Annotated in this window: 16 protein-coding genes and 2 tRNA genes; 17 read left to right on the forward strand and 1 reads right to left on the reverse strand. The window is 65.7% G+C overall.

The window, feature by feature from the left end:
• Nucleotides 1-91: 91 nt before the first annotated feature.
• The 9 genes from grpE (at nucleotide 92) to VV867_RS01475 (ending at nucleotide 10,988) form a co-directional block, all read left to right on the forward strand.
• On the forward strand, nucleotides 92-655 hold the full coding sequence (grpE, locus tag VV867_RS01435; RefSeq protein WP_109934558.1) for a nucleotide exchange factor GrpE: 564 nt from the start codon (nucleotides 92-94) through the stop codon (nucleotides 653-655).
• A gap of 89 nt (nucleotides 656-744) precedes the next feature.
• A complete protein-coding gene (gene dnaK, locus VV867_RS01440; RefSeq protein ID WP_109934559.1) occupies nucleotides 745-2,661 on the forward strand; it encodes a molecular chaperone DnaK in 1,917 nt (638 codons plus the stop codon).
• A 122-nt stretch (nucleotides 2,662-2,783) separates the two neighbouring features.
• Complete coding sequence (gene dnaJ / locus VV867_RS01445; protein ID WP_089390224.1) at nucleotides 2,784-3,917, forward strand: molecular chaperone DnaJ; 1,134 nt, start codon at nucleotides 2,784-2,786, stop codon at nucleotides 3,915-3,917.
• Between the two features lie 78 nt (nucleotides 3,918-3,995).
• Nucleotides 3,996-4,802 carry a 4-hydroxy-tetrahydrodipicolinate reductase gene (gene dapB, locus VV867_RS01450; RefSeq protein WP_009613065.1) on the forward strand — a complete coding sequence of 269 codons (807 nt, stop codon included), beginning with the start codon at nucleotides 3,996-3,998 and terminating at the stop codon, nucleotides 4,800-4,802.
• Between the two features lie 243 nt (nucleotides 4,803-5,045).
• Nucleotides 5,046-6,182, forward strand: a complete 1,137-nt coding sequence (gene carA / locus VV867_RS01455) for a glutamine-hydrolyzing carbamoyl-phosphate synthase small subunit (RefSeq protein WP_275628573.1) — start codon at nucleotides 5,046-5,048, stop codon at nucleotides 6,180-6,182.
• A 26-nt stretch (nucleotides 6,183-6,208) separates the two neighbouring features.
• On the forward strand, nucleotides 6,209-6,859 hold the full coding sequence (gene leuE, locus VV867_RS01460; protein ID WP_109934691.1) for a leucine efflux protein LeuE: 651 nt from the start codon (nucleotides 6,209-6,211) through the stop codon (nucleotides 6,857-6,859).
• Nucleotides 6,860-6,878: 19 nt separating this feature from the next.
• Nucleotides 6,879-10,100, forward strand: a complete 3,222-nt coding sequence (gene carB, locus VV867_RS01465; RefSeq protein WP_109934561.1) for a carbamoyl-phosphate synthase large subunit — start codon at nucleotides 6,879-6,881, stop codon at nucleotides 10,098-10,100.
• Entirely contained in the window at nucleotides 10,097-10,573 is a 477-nt protein-coding gene (greA, locus tag VV867_RS01470; protein WP_089390228.1) for a transcription elongation factor GreA, read from the forward strand. The genes carB and greA overlap by 4 nt, the downstream gene beginning before the upstream one ends.
• Nucleotides 10,574-10,583: 10 nt before the next feature.
• Nucleotides 10,584-10,988 carry a DUF4149 domain-containing protein gene (locus VV867_RS01475; protein ID WP_109934692.1) on the forward strand — a complete coding sequence of 135 codons (405 nt, stop codon included), beginning with the start codon at nucleotides 10,584-10,586 and terminating at the stop codon, nucleotides 10,986-10,988.
• A 52-nt stretch (nucleotides 10,989-11,040) separates the two neighbouring features.
• Here the strand turns inward: VV867_RS01475 and VV867_RS01480 are convergent, their stop codons facing one another.
• Nucleotides 11,041-11,355, reverse strand: coding sequence for a YhbY family RNA-binding protein (locus tag VV867_RS01480; RefSeq protein WP_109934562.1), 315 nt, complete (start codon nucleotides 11,353-11,355; stop codon nucleotides 11,041-11,043).
• A 79-nt stretch (nucleotides 11,356-11,434) separates the two neighbouring features.
• Here VV867_RS01480 and rlmE point away from each other — a divergent pair, with 79 nt between their 5' ends.
• The 8 genes from rlmE (at nucleotide 11,435) to VV867_RS01520 (ending at nucleotide 17,873) form a co-directional block, all read left to right on the forward strand.
• Nucleotides 11,435-12,058, forward strand: a complete 624-nt coding sequence (gene rlmE / locus VV867_RS01485; protein ID WP_089390230.1) for a 23S rRNA (uridine(2552)-2'-O)-methyltransferase RlmE — start codon at nucleotides 11,435-11,437, stop codon at nucleotides 12,056-12,058.
• Nucleotides 12,059-12,256: 198 nt separating this feature from the next.
• The gene (ftsH, locus tag VV867_RS01490) at nucleotides 12,257-14,176 is read left to right on the forward strand and encodes an ATP-dependent zinc metalloprotease FtsH (RefSeq protein ID WP_275630412.1); all 1,920 of its coding nucleotides are present in this window, start codon (nucleotides 12,257-12,259) and stop codon (nucleotides 14,174-14,176) included.
• A 9-nt stretch (nucleotides 14,177-14,185) separates the two neighbouring features.
• Complete coding sequence (gene folP, locus VV867_RS01495; protein WP_328565455.1) at nucleotides 14,186-15,055, forward strand: dihydropteroate synthase; 870 nt, start codon at nucleotides 14,186-14,188, stop codon at nucleotides 15,053-15,055.
• Nucleotides 15,052-16,392 carry a phosphoglucosamine mutase gene (gene glmM / locus VV867_RS01500; protein ID WP_109934565.1) on the forward strand — a complete coding sequence of 447 codons (1,341 nt, stop codon included), beginning with the start codon at nucleotides 15,052-15,054 and terminating at the stop codon, nucleotides 16,390-16,392. Before folP ends, glmM begins: the two co-directional genes overlap by 4 nt.
• 65 nt (nucleotides 16,393-16,457) lie before the next feature.
• A complete protein-coding gene (tpiA, locus tag VV867_RS01505) occupies nucleotides 16,458-17,213 on the forward strand; it encodes a triose-phosphate isomerase (protein WP_109934566.1) in 756 nt (251 codons plus the stop codon).
• 2 nt (nucleotides 17,214-17,215) lie between these two features.
• Nucleotides 17,216-17,608: a preprotein translocase subunit SecG gene (gene secG / locus VV867_RS01510; RefSeq protein WP_074981335.1), complete on the forward strand. Its 393-nt coding sequence runs from the start codon at nucleotides 17,216-17,218 to the stop codon at nucleotides 17,606-17,608.
• Between the two features lie 13 nt (nucleotides 17,609-17,621).
• Nucleotides 17,622-17,707: transfer RNA gene (locus VV867_RS01515), tRNA-Leu, on the forward strand.
• An 89-nt stretch (nucleotides 17,708-17,796) separates the two neighbouring features.
• Nucleotides 17,797-17,873 (forward strand) — tRNA-Met (locus VV867_RS01520).

Here is a 17,873-nt window from a genome sequence, read left to right on the forward strand (position 1 = left end):
CCCGCGCAAATGGCCCCCATATAGCCGGCAGAGCCGCGAGCCATTGGGTTCGCTTTGTTTTCAAAGGCTTTTTCTTTTTTAGGAGAGTGGCATGTCTGACGAGCAACAGACTCAGGGTTCGCACCTGAACGAGCAGCCGGAACCGGTTGCCGGCGACGACCTGAACGCCCGCGTGCTGGACCTCGAGGAACAGCTGGCCGCGGCCAAGGACCAGAGCCTGCGCGTCGCCGCCGAGCTGCAGAACGTGCGTCGCCGCGCCGAGCAGGACGTGGAGAAGGCGCACAAGTTCGCCCTGGAGAAGTTCTCCGGCGACCTGCTGCCGGTGGTCGACACCCTGGAGCGCGCGCTGGAGATGTCCAGCCCGGACGACGAGGCGATCAAGCCGATGCGCGAAGGCATCGAGCTGACCCTCAAGATGTTCCACGACACCCTCAAGCGCTACAACCTGGAGCCGGTCGACCCCCACGGCGAGCCGTTCAACCCCGAGCACCATCAGGCGATGGCGATGGAGGAGAGCGTGCACCTGGAGCCCGGCAGTGTGGTCAAGGTGTTCCAGAAGGGCTACCTGCTCAACGGTCGCCTGCTGCGCCCGGCCATGGTCGTGGTCAGCAAGGCACCCGAGCAAACCCCGCCTTCGATCGACGAGAAGGCTTGAAATCCGCCACCCGGTCCCCATCTGGGTAATCAACCGAGCACAAGGTCCGCAGCGGGATCAGCACGGAATCTAATTTCTGGAGAGTGAATATGGGCAAAATCATTGGTATCGACCTGGGGACCACCAACTCCTGCGTCTCCATCCTGGAAAACGGCAGCGTCAAGGTGATCGAGAACGCCGAAGGCGCTCGCACCACCCCGTCGATCATCGGCTACGCCAACGATGGCGAGATCCTGGTCGGCCAGCCGGCCAAGCGCCAGGCGGTCACCAACCCGAAGAACACCCTGTACGCGGTGAAGCGCCTGATCGGCCGTCGCTTCGAAGAAGACGTCGTGCAGAAAGACATCAAGATGGTGCCGTACAGCATCGTCAAGGCTGACAACGGCGACGCCTGGGTCGAAGCGAAAGGCCAGAAGATGGCCCCGCCGCAGGTCTCCGCCGAAGTCCTGAAGAAGATGAAGAAGACCGCCGAGGACTACCTGGGCGAGCCGGTCACCGAGGCGGTCATCACCGTTCCGGCCTACTTCAACGACAGCCAGCGCCAGGCCACCAAGGACGCCGGCCGCATCGCCGGCCTGGACGTCAAGCGCATCATCAACGAGCCGACCGCGGCCGCGCTGGCCTACGGCCTGGACAAGGCCAAGGGCGACCACACCATCATCGTCTATGACCTGGGTGGCGGTACCTTCGACGTGTCGGTGATCGAGATCGCCGAAGTCGACGGCGAGCACCAGTTCGAAGTGCTGGCCACCAACGGTGACACCTTCCTCGGCGGCGAAGACTTCGACCTGCGCCTGATCGACTACCTCGTCGACGAGTTCAAGAAAGAAACCGGCATGGACCTCAAGGGCGACCCGCTGGCCATGCAGCGCCTGAAGGAAGCTGCCGAGAAGGCCAAGATCGAGCTGTCCTCGACCCAGCAGACCGACGTCAACCTGCCGTACATCACCGCTGACGCCAGCGGCCCGAAACACCTGAACGTCAAGGTGTCGCGCGCCAAGCTGGAGTCCCTGGTCGAAGACCTGGTGACCCGCACCATCGAGCCCTGCCGCGTGGCCCTGAAGGACGCCGGCCTGGACGTGTCGAAGATCGACGAGGTGATCCTGGTCGGTGGCCAGACCCGCATGCCGCTGGTGCAGAAGACCGTCGCCGAGTTCTTCGGCAAGGAAGCGCGCAAGGACGTCAACCCGGACGAAGCCGTGGCCATGGGTGCTGCCATCCAGGGCGCCGTGCTGGCCGGTGACGTCAAGGACGTGCTGCTGCTCGACGTCACCCCGCTGACCCTGGGCATCGAGACCCTGGGTGGCGTGATGACCGCGCTGATCGACAAGAACACCACCATCCCGACCAAGAAGTCCCAGGTGTTCTCCACCGCCGACGACAACCAGGGCGCCGTGACCATCCACGTGCTGCAGGGGGAGCGCAAGCAGGCTGCGCAGAACAAGTCCCTCGGCAAGTTCGACCTGGCCGACATCCCGCCGGCCCCGCGCGGCGTGCCGCAGATCGAAGTGACCTTCGACATCGACGCCAACGGCATCCTGCACGTGGGCGCGAAGGACAAGGCCACCGGCAAGCAGCAGTCCATCGTGATCAAGGCCTCTTCGGGCCTGTCCGAGGACGAGATCCAGCAGATGGTGCGTGACGCCGAGGCCAACGCCGAGGAAGACCGCAAGTTCGAGGAGCTGGCCGCCGCCCGCAACCAGGGTGACGCGCTGGTCCACGCGACCCGCAAGATGGTCACCGAGGCTGGCGACAAGGCCACCGCCGAGGAGAAGGCTGCCATCGAGAAGGCGCTGGCCGACCTGGAAGCCGCCGTGAAGGGCGACGACAAGGCCGAGATCGAAGCGAAGATGAACGCGCTGTCCCAGGCGTCCACCCCGCTGGCGCAGAAGATGTACGCCGAACAGCCGCAGCCGGGCGCCGAAGCCCAGTCCGGCGAGGCTGACCACAAGGCCGGCGACGACGTGGTCGACGCCGAGTTCGAAGAGGTCAAGGAGAACAAGTAAGCCTCGTGCAAGCTTGCGCTCCGGCGCACCGACCAGCGTGTCGGTGCGCATGAAACGTCACGCGGGGGCTTGCTCCCGCGTCGGCGTGTCTGGGGGAGAGGTTTTCAAGGTGCAAAGAATTTATGGCCAAACGTGATTTCTATGAGGTACTGGGTGTCGAGCGTGGCGCCAGCGACGCGGACCTGAAGAAGGCCTACCGCCGGCTCGCCATGAAGTACCACCCGGACCGCAATCCCGGCGACAAGGCGGCCGAGGATAAATTCAAGGAGGCCAACGAGGCGTACGAGATCCTGTCCGACGCCAGCAAGCGCGCGGCCTACGACCAGTACGGCCATGCCGGTGTCGACCCGCAGATGGGCGGCGGCGCGGGGGCCGGCTTCGGCGGCGCGAGCTTCTCGGACATCTTCGGCGACGTCTTCAGCGACTTCTTCGGTGGTGGCGGCGGTGGCCGGGGCGGCCGCGGCGGCCCGCAGCGCGGCGCCGACCTGCGCTACACCCTCGACCTGGATCTGGAAGACGCGGTCCGCGGCACCACCGTGACCATCCGCGTACCGACCCTGGTCGGCTGCAAGACCTGCAGCGGCAGCGGCGCCAAGCCCGGCACCTCGCCGGTGACCTGCACCACCTGCGGCGGCATCGGCCAGGTGCGCATGCAGCAGGGCTTCTTCTCGGTGCAGCAGACCTGCCCGCGCTGCCACGGCAGCGGCAAGATGATCAGCGACCCCTGCGGCACCTGCCACGGCCAGGGCCGCGTGGAAGAGCAGAAGACGCTGTCGGTCAAGGTACCGGCCGGCGTCGACACCGGCGACCGCATCCGCCTCACCGGCGAGGGCGAGGCCGGGGCCCATGGCGGCCCGGCGGGCGACCTCTACGTGGTGGTCAACGTGCGCGAGCACGACATCTTCCAGCGCGACGGCAAGCACCTGTACTGCGAAGTGCCGATCAGCTTCGCCGATGCCGCCCTGGGCGGTGAGCTGGAAGTGCCGACCCTGGATGGCCGGGTGAAGCTGAAGATCCCCGAGGGCACCCAGACCGGCAAGCTGTTCCGCCTGCGCGGCAAGGGCGTGGCCCCGGTGCGCGGCGGCGGTGCCGGCGACCTGATGTGCCGCGTGGTGGTCGAGACCCCGGTGAACCTGGACAAGCGCCAGCGCGAACTGCTCGAGGAGTTCCGCAGCAGCCTGCAGGGCGACACCTCCCACTCGCCCCGCGCCAGTGGCTGGTTCGAAGGCATGAAGCGCTTCTTCGACGATCTCTAACCACGGCGGCAGGCGGGAGGCGGCAGGCTTCAGGAGCTGCCGCCTGCCGCCTGTAGCCTGCAGCCTGGAGCTGTTTTTATGCGACGTATAGCCGTAATGGGCGCCGCCGGGCGCATGGGCAAGAACCTGATCGAGGCGGTGCAGCAGACCAACGGCAGTGCCGGCCTGACCGCCGCCATCGATCGTCCCGACAGCACCCTGGTGGGCGCCGACGCCGGTGAGCTGGCCGGCCTGGGCCGCATCGGCGTGCCGCTGTCGGGCGACCTGGCGAAGGTGGTCGACGAGTTCGACGTGCTGATCGACTTCACCCACCCCACCGTGACGCTGAAGAACCTGGAAGTCTGCCGCAAGGCCGGCAAGGCCATGGTCATCGGCACCACCGGTTTCTCCGTGGAAGAGAAGGCCCTGCTGGCCGAGGCCGCGAAGGACATCCCGATCGTCTTCGCCGCCAACTACAGCGTCGGCGTCAATCTCTGCCTGAAGCTGTTGGACACCGCCGCCCGCGTGCTGGGCGACGAAGTGGACATCGAGATCATCGAGGCCCACCACCGGCACAAGGTCGACGCGCCGTCCGGAACCGCCCTGCGCATGGGCGAGGTGGTGGCCAATGCCCTGGGGCGTGACTTGGAGAAGGTGGCGGTCTACGGTCGCGAGGGCCAGACCGGCGCGCGCGAGCGCGAGACCATCGGCTTCGCCACCGTGCGCGCCGGCGACGTGGTGGGCGACCACACCGTGCTGTTCGCCGCCGAGGGCGAGCGCGTGGAAATCACCCACAAGGCCTCCAGCCGCATGACCTTCGCCCGTGGCGCGGTGCGCGCGGCGCTGTGGCTGGAAGGGCAGGGCAGCGGCCTGTACGACATGCAGGACGTGCTCGGCCTGCGCTGAGAGCCGGCCGGCGAAATGCTGCGCGTCGGCATGGCGGGGGTCCGAACCGACCCGGTGGTAGCGCCATACGTCGTGCATAAGGTGGACCAATATGTCGCGTTTCTGTAAACTACAGATTTAGTGTGTCCACTAAAAGCAGCGCAGCATGAACCATACAAAAAGCGGGATGACCTCTTCTAGATGTCATCCCGCTTTTTTACAACCTGCGCACGCCCAGCCAGGCTTGATTCACGGGAGGTCTTCTTGACTAAGCCAGCCATACTTGCACTTGCCGACGGCAGCATTTTTCGCGGTGAAGCCATCGGTGCCGACGGCCAGACCGTCGGAGAGGTGGTGTTCAACACCGCCATGACCGGCTACCAGGAAATCCTTACCGATCCTTCCTATGCCCAACAGATCGTCACCCTGACCTACCCGCACATCGGCAACACCGGGACCACCCCGGAAGACGCCGAGTCGAACAAGGTCTGGGCCGCCGGCCTGATCATCCGCGACCTGCCGCTGCTGGCCAGCAGCTGGCGCGACAAGCAGTCCCTGCCGGACTACCTGAAAGAGAACGGTACCGTCGCCATCGCCGGCATCGATACCCGCCGCCTGACGCGCATCCTGCGCGAGAAGGGCTCGCAGAACGGCTGTATCCTGGCCGGCGACGACGCCACCGAGGAAAAGGCGCTGGAACTGGCGCGCTCCTTCCCCGGCCTGAAAGGCATGGACCTGGCCAAGGTGGTGTCCTCTACCGAGCGCTACGAGTGGCGCTCCAGCGTGTGGAACCTGGAAACCGACAGCCACCCGGAAATTCCCGCCGCCGAGCTGCCCTACCACGTGGTCGCCTACGACTTCGGCGTCAAGCTGAACATCCTGCGCATGCTGGTCGCCCGCGGCTGCCGCCTGACCGTGGTGCCGGCGCAGACCCCGGCCAGCGAAGTGCTGGCGCTGAACCCGGACGGCATCTTCCTCTCCAACGGCCCCGGCGACCCCGAGCCGTGCGACTACGCCATCCAGGCCATCCGCGAGTTCCTCGACACCGAGATCCCGGTGTTCGGCATCTGCCTCGGCCACCAGTTGCTGGCCCTGGCCTCGGGCGCCAGGACCCTGAAGATGGGCCACGGCCACCACGGTGCCAACCACCCGGTGCAGGACCTGGATTCCGGCGTGGTGATGATCACCAGCCAGAACCACGGCTTCGCGGTGGACGAGGAAACCCTGCCGGGCAACCTGCGCGCCACCCACAAGTCGCTGTTCGACGGTACCCTGCAGGGCATCGAGCGCACCGACAAGGTGGCCTTCAGCTTCCAGGGCCACCCGGAAGCCAGCCCCGGCCCGCACGACGTGGCGCCGCTGTTCGACCGTTTCATCTCGGCCATGGCCGAGCGTCGCTGAGATCTGCGAAGAGGTAAGCGAAGATGATGCCGACCCTGGGAATCACCGACCTCTGGACCTACGTCCTGGGTACGCTGTTCATCGTCCTGCTGCCGGGCCCGAACTCACTGTTCGTGCTGGCCACCGCCGCCCAGCGTGGCGTCGCCGGCGGCTACCGGGCGGCCAGCGCGGTGTTCCTGGGCGATGCCATCCTGATGCTGCTGTCGGCGCTGGGCATCGCCTCGCTGCTCAAGGCCGAGCCGATGCTGTTCCTCGGCCTGAAGTACGCCGGCGCCGCCTACCTGTTCTACCTGGGCCTGGGCATGCTCCGCGGCGGCTTGCAGAAGCTGCGCCAGCCGCTGGAACAGGCCGCCCCGGTGAAGGACGTGGACGTCGCCCAGCCGTTCCGCAAGGCGCTGCTGCTGAGCCTGTCCAACCCCAAGGCGATCCTCTTCTTCGTGTCCTTCTTCATCCAGTTCGTCGACCCCGGCTATGCCTACCCCGGCGTGTCGTTCCTGGTGCTGGGCACGATCCTCGAGGTCATCAGCGCCCTCTACCTCAGCTTCCTGATCTTTTCCGGTGTGCGCCTGGCGGCCTGGTTCCGCCGCCGGCAGCGGCTGGCGGCCGGCGCCTCGAGTGGCGTCGGCGCCCTGTTCGTCGGCTTCGGCGTGAAGCTGGCCAGCGCAACCCTTTCCTGAATATTGCAACGAGAGTCCCATGCCCAAGCGTACAGACATCAAGAGCATCCTGATCCTCGGTGCCGGCCCCATCGTCATCGGCCAGGCGTGCGAGTTCGACTACTCCGGCGCACAGGCCTGCAAGGCCCTGAAGGAAGAAGGCTTCCGCGTCATCCTGGTGAACTCCAACCCGGCCACCATCATGACCGACCCGGCCATGGCCGACGCCACCTACATCGAGCCGATCAAGTGGCAGACCGTGGCCAAGATCATCGAGAAGGAGCGCCCCGACGCGCTGCTGCCGACCATGGGCGGCCAGACCGCGCTGAACTGCGCGCTGGATCTGGAACGCCACGGCGTGCTGGAGAAGTTCGGCGTCGAGATGATCGGCGCCAACGCCGACACCATCGACAAGGCCGAGGACCGTTCGCGCTTCGACAAGGCCATGAAGGCCATCGGCCTGGCCTGCCCGCGCTCGGGCATCGCCCACAGCATGGAAGAAGCCTACGGCGTGCTGGAGCAGGTCGGCTTCCCCTGTATCATCCGTCCATCCTTCACCATGGGCGGCACTGGTGGCGGCATCGCCTACAACCGCGAGGAATTCGAGGAGATCTGCGCCCGCGGCCTGGACCTGTCGCCGACCAACGAACTGCTGATCGACGAATCGCTGATCGGCTGGAAGGAATACGAGATGGAGGTTGTCCGCGACAAGAAGGACAACTGCATCATCGTCTGCTCCATCGAGAACTTCGACCCCATGGGCGTGCACACCGGTGACTCCATCACCGTGGCCCCGGCGCAGACCCTGACCGACAAGGAATACCAGATCATGCGCAACGCCTCCCTGGCGGTGCTGCGCGAGATCGGCGTGGAGACCGGCGGTTCCAACGTGCAGTTCGGCATCTGCCCGGACACCGGGCGCATGGTCGTGATCGAGATGAACCCGCGGGTGTCGCGCTCCTCGGCCCTGGCCTCCAAGGCCACCGGCTTCCCGATCGCCAAGATCGCCGCCAAGCTGGCCGTCGGCTACACCCTCGACGAGCTGCAGAACGACATCACCGGCGGCCGTACCCCGGCCTCCTTCGAGCCGGCCATCGACTACGTCGTGACCAAGGTGCCGCGCTTCGCCTTCGAGAAGTTCCCGAAAGCCGACGCCCGCCTGACCACCCAGATGAAGTCCGTGGGCGAGGTCATGGCCATCGGCCGTACCTTCCAGGAGTCGGTGCAGAAAGCCCTGCGCGGCCTGGAAGTGGGCGTTGCCGGCTTCGATCCGAAGCTCGACCTGGCCGACCCGGAAGCCGAGGGCATCCTGCGCCGCGAGCTGACCGTGCCGGGCGCCGAGCGCATCTGGTACGTGGCCGACGCCTTCCGCGCCGGCAAGAGCATCGAAGAAGTCTTCGCCCTGACCAAGATCGACGAGTGGTTCCTGGTGCAGATCGAGGACCTGATCAAGGAAGAAGAGAAGGTCAAGACCCTCGGCCTGTCCGGCATCGACGCCGACCTGATGCGCAAGCTCAAGCGCAAGGGCTTCTCCGACGCGCGCCTGGCCAAGCTGCTCGGCGTGACCGAGAAGAACCTGCGCAACCACCGCCACAAGCTGAAGGTGCTGCCGGTCTACAAGCGCGTGGACACCTGCGCCGCCGAATTCGCCACCGACACCGCCTACATGTACTCGACCTACGAGGAAGAGTGCGAGGCCAACCCGTCCGGCCGCGACAAGATCATGATCCTGGGCGGCGGTCCGAACCGCATCGGCCAGGGCATCGAGTTCGACTACTGCTGCGTGCACGCCGCGCTGGCGATGCGCGAAGACGGCTACGAGACCATCATGGTCAACTGCAACCCGGAGACCGTCTCCACCGACTACGACACTTCCGACCGCCTGTACTTCGAGCCGGTGACCCTGGAAGACGTGCTGGAGATCGTCCGCGTCGAGCAGCCCAAGGGCGTGATCGTCCAGTACGGCGGCCAGACCCCGCTGAAACTCTGCCGCGCCCTGGAAGAAGCCGGCGTGCCGATCATCGGCACCAGCCCCGACGCCATCGACCGCGCCGAGGACCGCGAGCGCTTCCAGCAGATGGTCCAGCGCCTGAACCTGCGCCAGCCGGCCAACGCCACCGCGCGCAGCGAAGACGAGGCCCTGAGCCTGTCGAAGAACATCGGCTACCCGATGGTGGTGCGCCCGTCCTACGTGCTGGGCGGCCGGGCGATGGAAATCGTCTACCAGGAAGAAGAGCTCAAGCGCTACATGCGCGAGGCGGTGAAGGTCTCCAACGACAGCCCGGTGCTGCTGGACCGCTTCCTGAACTGCGCCATCGAAGTCGACATCGACGCGGTCTGCGACGGCGAGAACGTGGTGATCGGCGCCATCATGCAGCACATCGAGCAGGCCGGCGTGCACTCCGGTGACTCCGCGTGCTCGCTGCCGCCGTACTCGCTGCCCAAGCACATCCAGGACGAGATCCGCGAGCAGGTCAAGAAAATGGCCCTGGAGCTGGGCGTGGTCGGCCTGATGAACGTGCAGATGGCCGTACAGGGCGAAGACATCTACGTCATCGAGGTGAACCCGCGCGCCTCGCGTACCGTGCCGTTCGTCTCCAAGTGCATCGGCGAGTCCCTGGCCAAGATCGCGGCCCGCGTCATGGCCGGCAAGAGCCTTGCCGAAGTCGGCTTCACCGAAGAGGTGATCCCGCCGTACTATAGCGTCAAGGAAGCGGTGTTCCCGTTCGCCAAGTTCCCTGGCGTCGACCCCATCCTCGGCCCGGAAATGAAGTCCACCGGCGAGGTCATGGGCGTGGGCGACAGCTTCGGCGAGGCTTTCGCCAAGGCCCAGCTGGGCGCCAGCGAAATCCTGCCGAACGCCGGTTGCGCCTTCATCAGCGTCCGCGAGGACGACAAGCCGCAGGCCGTCCAGGTCGCCCGTGACCTGGTCGCGCTGGGCTTCGAGGTGGTCGCCACCGCCGGTACCGCCAAGGTGATCGAAGCGGCCGGCCTGCCGGTCCGCCGGGTGAACAAGGTGACCGAAGGCCGTCCGCACGTGGTCGACATGATCAAGAACGACGAAGTCACCCTGATCATCAACACCACCGAAGGTCGCCAGTCGATCGCCGACTCCTATTCGATCCGTCGTAACGCCCTGCAGCACAAGATCTACTGCACCACCACCATCGCGGCGGGGCAGGCGATCTGCGAGGCGCTCAAGTTCGGTCCCGAGAAGACCGTTCGCCGGCTGCAGGATCTGCATGCAGGAATCAACGCATGAGCAAATTCCCGATGACCGTCCAGGGCGCCCGCGCCCTGGAAGAAGAACTGAAACACCTGAAGACCGTTCTGCGCCCGCAGATCACCCAGGCCATCGCCGAGGCGCGTGAGCTGGGCGACCTCAAGGAGAACGCCGAGTACCACGCGGCCCGCGAGCAGCAGGGCATGTCCGAGGCGCGCATCCGCGACATCGAGGCCAAGCTGTCCAACGCGCAGATCATCGACGTGACCACCATCCCGCATACCGGGAAGGTGATCTTCGGGACCACCGTGGACATCGCCAACGTCGAGACCGACGAGACCGTGACCTACCAGATCGTCGGCGACGACGAGGCCGACATCAAGCGCAGCAAGATCTCGGTCAACTCGCCGATCGCCCGTGCGCTGATCGGCAAGACCGAGGGCGACGCGGTGCTGGTCAGGACCCCGGGCGGCGACGTCGAGTACGAGATCGTTGAAGTCCGCCACGCCTGAGTCGCGTCCGCTGAAAGCCGCCGCAGCCAGCTGGTTGCTGGCCCAGACCTTCTGGGTCGGCGGCCTCTGGCTGTTGCGTTTCGTGGTCCTGCCGGCACTGCAGAAGGTCGGCCTGGCGCCGCTGCTGGTGCAGTCGGTGGCCGATGCGCTGACGCCGCTGCTGGTCGGCTTCGCCGGTTTCTGCGCGCTGCTGCAGGCGCTGGTGCTGGTGACGGCGCAGGGCCTGGGCAGCCTCTGGCGCGAGATGCGCGGGCAGCTGCTGCTGACCGTGCTGGCGATGGTGGCGAGCTACCTGGTGGTGAACCAGTTGGCGCCGGATGCCCAGCGCTGGCTGCTGTTCAACTACCTGGTGCTGGCCCTGTGCGGCGTGCTGCTGGTGCTGCAACCGGTGCCGGGGCGGGACGCGGCGCGCTGAGCGCCGGCCGGCGGGGCCTTGGCCAGGGCGCCTGGGCGCCCGGCCTGCACTGTCACAGGCCGCTGTAGCGGCTGACGTTCGACAGGTTGCGGTTCGGCTTGGGATTGCGGCGGTAGACCAGGGCCATCTTGCCGATGGCCTGGACCAGCTCGCAGCTGCCGTTGCTGCACAGTTCGTCGATCAGCGCGCGGCGGTCGTCGCGCTCGGTGATGCGGAACTGTACCTTGATCAGTTCGTGATCGTTGAGCGCACGCTCAAGCTCGGCCATGACGCCTTCGGTAAGGCCGTTTTCGGCAACGGTCAATACAGGCTTCAGGTGGTGGCCGATAGATTTGAACTGTTTCTTCTGCTCCTGAGTGAGCGCCATAATCAGACCCCTGGGGAAAAAAGGCGGATATCTTACCCGAATTACGGTTCGACCGGGTGCCGCTCAGACGAGGTAATACGTGGCCCGTTCCAAGACTAGCCATCGCTGGCTGAAAGAACACTTCGACGATCCTTACGTGAAGATGGCGCAACGCGACGGCTACCGCTCGCGCGCCAGCTACAAGCTGCTGGAGATCCAGGAGAAGGATCGCATCCTGCGCCCGGGCATGACCGTGGTCGACCTCGGCGCCGCGCCGGGCGGCTGGTCGCAGGTCACCAGCCGGGTGATCGGCGACAAGGGCACGCTGATCGCCTCGGACATCCTGCCGATGGACAGCATCCCGGACGTCACCTTCATCCAGGGCGACTTCACCGAGGATGCGGTGTTCGCCCAACTGCTCCAGGCCATCGGCGAAAATCCGGTGGACCTTGTGATTTCCGATATGGCCCCCAATATGAGTGGACTGCCCGCCGTGGACATGCCCCGGGCCATGTTCCTCTGCGAGCTGGCGCTGGACCTGTGCACCCGGGTGTTGCGCCCGGGTGGCGATTTCCTGATCAAGATCTTCCAGGGCGAGGGCTTCGACGCTTACCTGAAGATGGTCCGCGAGAATTTCGAGAAGGTGCAGATGCGCAAGCCGCTGTCCTCCCGCGACCGTTCCCGCGAGCAATATCTGCTCGCGCGGGGCTTCCGCGGAGCCTAGACTGCGACGAATGGGCCGTCTGCCCGTCCACTCCACGCAAGTAGGGCTTGTACCGGCTTGCGCCGGGGTTCATAAAGGGTTACAGACGCCTCCTACGTCGCTAGGGGTTGTGTAGTAATTTGGCCGGAAGGAGTCTGGCCGTCGTGTGAAGCGGTTTCCAGGGCGGAGCCGGCTTCAGAGGGTAATCAATTGAACGACATGGCAAAGAACCTGATCCTGTGGTTGATCATCGCGGCGGTGCTGGTCACCGTGATGAACAACTTCTCCAGTCCGAGCGAGCCGCAGACGCTCAACTATTCGGACTTCATCCAGCAGGTGAAGGAAGGCAAGGTCGAGCGGGTTACCGTCGACGGCTACGTGATCACTGGCAAGCGCCAGGACGGGGATACCTTCAAGACCGTCCGCCCGGCGATCCAGGACAACGGCCTGATCGGCGACCTGGTCAACAACAACGTGGTCATCGAGGGCAAGCAGCCCGAGCAGCAGAGCATCTGGACGCAACTGCTGGTGGCGAGCTTCCCGATCCTGGTGATCATTGCCGTGTTCATGTTCTTCATGCGCCAGATGCAGGGCGGCGGCGGTGGCCGCGGTGGCCCGATGAGCTTCGGCAAGAGCAAGGCGCGCCTGCTGTCCGAAGACCAGGTCAAGACCACCTTCGCTGACGTCGCCGGCTGCGACGAGGCCAAGGAAGAGGTCAGCGAGCTGGTCGAGTTCCTCCGCGATCCGGGCAAGTTCCAGCGCCTGGGCGGCCGTATCCCGCGTGGCGTGCTGATGGTCGGCCCGCCCGGTACCGGCAAGACCCTGCTCGCCAAGGCCATCGCCGGCGAGGCCAAGGTGCCGTTCTTCACCATCTCCGGTTCCGACTTCGTCGAGATGTTCGTCGGCGTGGGCGCCTCCCGCGTGCGTGACATGTTCGACCAGGCCAAGAAACACGCACCCTGCATCATCTTCATCGACGAGATCGACGCTGTCGGCCGCCATCGTGGCGCCGGCCTGGGCGGCGGTCACGACGAGCGCGAGCAGACCCTCAACCAGCTGCTGGTGGAGATGGACGGCTTCGAGATGAACGACGGCATCATCGTCATCGCCGCGACCAACCGTCCGGACGTGCTCGACCCGGCGCTGCTGCGCCCGGGCCGCTTCGACCGCCAGGTGGTGGTCGGCCTGCCGGACATCCGCGGCCGCGAGCAGATCCTCAAGGTGCACATGCGCAAGGTCCCGCTGGGCGACAACGTCGACGCCGCGGTGATCGCCCGCGGTACCCCGGGCTTCTCCGGCGCCGACCTGGCCAACCTGGTCAACGAGGCCTCGCTGTTCGCCGCCCGTTCCAACAAGCGCATCGTCGACATGCGCGAGTTCGAGCTGGCCAAGGACAAGATCATGATGGGCGCCGAGCGCAAGACCATGGTCATGTCCGAGAAAGAGAAGAAGAACACCGCCTTCCACGAGGCCGGCCACGCCATCGTCGGCCGCCTGGTGCCGGAGCACGACCCGGTCTACAAGGTCTCCATCATCCCCCGCGGCCGCGCCCTGGGCGTGACCATGTTCCTCCCTGAGGAGGACCGCTACAGCCTGTCCAAGCGCGCCCTGGAAAGCCAGATCTGCTCGCTGTTCGGCGGCCGTATCGCGGAAGAGATGACCCTCGGTTTCGAAGGCGTCACCACCGGCGCCTCCAACGACATCATGCGTGCCACCCAGCTGGCGCGGAACATGGTCACCAAGTGGGGCCTGTCCGAGAAGCTCGGCCCGCTGATGTACGCCGAAGAGGAGGGCGAGGTGTTCCTCGGCCGCAGCGCCGGCAGCCAGCATGCCAACGTCTCCGGCGAGACCGCGAAGCTGATCGACCAGGAAGTGCGGCGCATCATCGACGACTGCTACGGCACCGCCAAGCGCCTGCTGGACGAGAACCGCGACAAGCTGGACATGATGGCCGACGCGCTGATGAAGTACGAAACCATCGACGCCGACCAGATCGAGGACATCATGGCCGGCCGCGTGCCGCGTGAGCCGCGCGACTGGCAGGGCGGCGGTTCCGGTTCCTCCGGTTCGGCGAGCGCCAGCCGCGACGAGGGTGGCCGCAAGGAAAACCCCATCGGGGGCCCCGCCGGCGAGCACTGAGAGCACTAGATGAGTTTCGAGCTGTACCCGACCCGGTTGCCTTGCGGCAACCGGGTTCTTGATTTAGGGCGTACCCATGTCATGGGTATCCTCAACGTCACCCCGGACTCCTTCTCCGATGGCGGCCGCTTCAGCCAGCGCGACGTCGCGTTGCGCCATGCCGCCGAGATGGTCGAGGCCGGCGCCAGCCTGATCGACGTGGGCGGCGAGTCGACCCGCCCGGGGGCGCGCCTGGTGTCGCCGACCGAGGAACTGGAGCGCGTGGCGCCGGTGGTGGAAGCCATCGCCCGCGAACTGGACGTGGTGATTTCCGTCGATACCTCGACGCCCGCCGTGATGCGCGAGACCGCGCGCCTGGGCGCCGGGCTGATCAACGACGTGCGCTCGCTGCAGCGCGACGGCGCACTGGATGCCGCGGTGGATGCCGGCCTGGCCGTGTGCCTGATGCACATGCGCGGCGAGCCGAGCACCATGCAGAATGACCCGCGCTACCCCGACATCCTGGCCGAGGTGCATGATTTCCTCGCCGAACGCATCGCTGCCTGCGAGGCGGCGGGGATCGCGCGCGAGCGCCTGGTGCTCGACCCCGGCTTCGGCTTCGCCAAGACCCAGGTGCACAACCTGGTGTTGTTCCAGCGCATGGAGCGTCTGCTGGAACTGGGCTGCCCGCTGCTGGTCGGAGTGTCGCGCAAGAGCATGATCGGCCGCGCCCTGGGGCGCGAGGTCGGTGACCGCCTGTATGGCAGCCTGGCGCTGGCGGCGCTGGCCGTGGCCAAGGGTGCGCGGATCATCCGCGTGCACGACGTCGCCGAAACGGTGGATGTGGTCCGCATGATCGATGCGGTGGAACAAGCTAAGGAAGAAGGACAGACAGCATGAGCAGGAAATATTTCGGTACCGATGGCATCCGTGGCCGCGTCGGCACGCCGCCGATCACGCCGGACTTCGTGCTCAAGCTGGGCTGGGCGGTGGGCATGGCCTTCCGCCAGCAGGGCAAGTGCCGCGTGCTGGTGGGCAAGGACACACGGATTTCCGGCTACATGTTCGAATCGGCCCTGGAGGCCGGCCTGTCGGCCGCCGGCGCCGACGTGATGCTGCTCGGCCCCATGCCGACCCCGGGCATCGCCTACCTGACGCGCACCTTCCACGCCGAGGCGGGCATCGTCATCAGCGCCTCGCACAACCCCCACGACGACAACGGCATCAAGTTCTTCTCCGGCCAGGGCACCAAGCTGCCGGACGAAGTCGAACTGATGATCGAGGAGCTCATCGACACCCCCATGACCGTGGTGGATTCCGCGCGCCTGGGCAAGGTCTCGCGGATCAACGACGCCGCCGGCCGCTACATCGAGTTCTGCAAGAGCAGCGTGCCCACCAGCACCGACTTCTCCGGCCTGCGCCTGGTCGTCGACTGCGCCCACGGCGCCACCTACAAGGTCGCGCCCAGTGTGTTCCGCGAGCTGGGTGCCCAGGTCTCGGTGATCGGCGTGCAGCCCAACGGCCTGAACATCAACGACAACTGCGGTTCCACCCACGTCGCCGCGGTGCAGGCGGCGGTCATCGCCGAGCAGGCCGACATGGGCATCGCCTTCGACGGCGACGGCGACCGCGTGATGATGGTCGACCACACCGGCGCGGTGGTGGACGGCGACGAGATCCTCTTCCTGATCGCCCGCGACATGCAGGAGCGCAACCGCCTGCAGGGCGGCGTGGTCGGCACGCTGATGAGCAACCTGGGCCTGGAGCTGGCCCTGGCCGACCTGCAGATCCCCTTCACCCGCGCCAAGGTCGGTGACCGCTACGTGATGGCGGAAATGCTGGGGCGCGGCTGGCAACTGGGTGGCGAGAACTCCGGCCACGTGGTCTGCGCCCAGCACACCACCACCGGGGATGCCATCATCGCCGCGCTGCAGGTGCTGATGGCGCTGAAGAGCCGCGGCCAGACCCTGGCCGAGGCGCGCCAGGGCATCCGCAAGTTCCCGCAGGTGCTGATCAACGTGCGCTACCAGGGCAAGGACGTCGATCCCATCGAGCATCCGGCGGTCAAGGAAGCCTGCGCGCGCGTCACCGAAAGCATGGCCGGCCGCGGCCGCGTGCTGTTGCGCAAGTCCGGCACCGAGCCGCTGGTGCGGGTTATGGTCGAGGGCGACGAAGAGAGCAGGGTGCGTGCCTACGCCGAACAGCTGGCGAAGGTCGTTACCGAGGTATGTGCTTGATTTCTCTTGTCAGTCTGCTTTTTGTCGAGTAACATCTGCGCCCACTTTGCTCAGCGAGGTACAGCATGCGTCGACCCTTAGTGGCCGGGAACTGGAAAATGCACGGTACCCGCTCCAGTGTTGCGGAGCTGATCAAAGGCTTGCGACAACTGGCTCTGCCTACAGGTGTCGACGTGGCGGTTCTGCCGCCCTGTCTGTACATCAACCAGGTCCTGCAAGGGCTGGATGGCAAGTCGGTTGCGGTTGGTGCGCAGAATTGCGCAGTCGAGCCGATGCAAGGTGCCCTCACGGGTGAGGTTGCAGCCAGCCAGCTGGTCGATGCCGGTTGTTCCCTGGTTCTGGTGGGGCACTCCGAGCGCCGCCAGGTTCTGGGCGAAAGCGACGAGGTCATCGGTCGCAAGTTCGCGGCGGCGCAATCCTGTGGCCTGGTTCCGGTGTTGTGCGTGGGTGAGACCCGCGAGCAGCGCGAAGCCGGCAAGACCCTCGAGGTCGTGGGGCGCCAGCTGGGTTCGGTGATAGAGGATTTGGGCGTCGGGGCTTTCTCCCGCGCCGTAGTGGCTTACGAGCCCGTGTGGGCCATCGGGACGGGGCTGACCGCTTCGCCCGAGCAGGCTCAGGAAGTACATGCGGCCATCCGTGCGCAATTGGCGGCGGAAAATGCCGAGGTCGCCCGCGGGGTTCGCCTGCTGTATGGCGGTAGCGTCAAGGCGGCGAATGCGGTCGAGCTGTTCGGCATGCCGGACATCGATGGGGGGCTGATTGGTGGTGCCTCCCTGAATGCGGATGAGTTCGGTGCGATCTGTCGCGCCGCGGGAAGCTGAAGATGCTGGAAACAGTTGTAATCGTGATTCACCTGCTGATGGCGCTGGGTCTGGTTGTACTGGTCCTGCTTCAGCATGGCAAGGGTGCGGATGCCGGTGCTTCCTTTGGCGCCGGTGCCTCGGGTACCGTTTTCGGTAGCCAGGGCTCCGCGACCTTCCTCAGTCGTTTTACTGCTGTACTGGCTGCAGTTTTTTTCATTACCAGCTTGGGTTTAGCGTATTTCGCTAAAGAAAAAGCTGATATGATACGTCACATCGGACTTCCTGATCCGGCAGTGATGGAGCAGAAGCAGGAGAAGGTCCCGGCAACCTCCGACGTGCCGGCGACCCAGGGGCAGCAACAAGCCCCGGCAGCTGGCAACGGTGACGTGCCGGCAGCTCCTGAGCAGAAGTAAGGCAAAGGTTTTTGCCGAGGTGGTGGAATTGGTAGACACGCTACCTTGAGGTGGTAGTGGCCATAGGCTGTAGGGGTTCGAGTCCCCTCCTCGGTACCATATACGAAGCCCCGCATGCGGGGCTTTCGTTTCCGGTGCGTCGGTTGACCTGGATAAGGTGTAACCGTATAATTTCGCACCAGCTTTGACGCGGGATGGAGCAGTCTGGTAGCTCGTCGGGCTCATAACCCGAAGGTCGTTGGTTCAAATCCAGCTCCCGCAACCA

This window comes from Pseudomonas sp. JH-2 (assembly GCF_036231725.1).
In the GTDB taxonomy this organism is placed as follows: domain Bacteria; phylum Pseudomonadota; class Gammaproteobacteria; order Pseudomonadales; family Pseudomonadaceae; genus Pseudomonas; species Pseudomonas delhiensis.

Bases quoted from the DNA above. Each gene is read 5' to 3' on its own strand.
- grpE (WP_109934558.1), top strand. From the start codon at position 92: ATGTCTGACGAGCAACAGACTCAGGGTTCGCACCTGAACGAGCAGCCG.
- dnaK (WP_109934559.1), top strand. From the start codon at position 745: ATGGGCAAAATCATTGGTATCGACCTGGGGACCACCAACTCCTGCGTC.
- dnaJ (WP_089390224.1), top strand. From the start codon at position 2,784: ATGGCCAAACGTGATTTCTATGAGGTACTGGGTGTCGAGCGTGGCGCC.
- dapB (WP_009613065.1), top strand. From the start codon at position 3,996: ATGCGACGTATAGCCGTAATGGGCGCCGCCGGGCGCATGGGCAAGAAC.
- leuE (WP_109934691.1), top strand. From the start codon at position 6,209: ATGCCGACCCTGGGAATCACCGACCTCTGGACCTACGTCCTGGGTACG.
- carB (WP_109934561.1), top strand. From the start codon at position 6,879: ATGCCCAAGCGTACAGACATCAAGAGCATCCTGATCCTCGGTGCCGGC.
- greA (WP_089390228.1), top strand. From the start codon at position 10,097: ATGAGCAAATTCCCGATGACCGTCCAGGGCGCCCGCGCCCTGGAAGAA.
- VV867_RS01480 (WP_109934562.1), bottom strand. From the start codon at position 11,355: ATGGCGCTCACTCAGGAGCAGAAGAAACAGTTCAAATCTATCGGCCAC.
- ftsH (WP_275630412.1), top strand. From the start codon at position 12,257: ATGGCAAAGAACCTGATCCTGTGGTTGATCATCGCGGCGGTGCTGGTC.
- folP (WP_328565455.1), top strand. From the start codon at position 14,186: ATGAGTTTCGAGCTGTACCCGACCCGGTTGCCTTGCGGCAACCGGGTT.
- glmM (WP_109934565.1), top strand. From the start codon at position 15,052: ATGAGCAGGAAATATTTCGGTACCGATGGCATCCGTGGCCGCGTCGGC.
- tpiA (WP_109934566.1), top strand. From the start codon at position 16,458: ATGCGTCGACCCTTAGTGGCCGGGAACTGGAAAATGCACGGTACCCGC.
- secG (WP_074981335.1), top strand. From the start codon at position 17,216: ATGCTGGAAACAGTTGTAATCGTGATTCACCTGCTGATGGCGCTGGGT.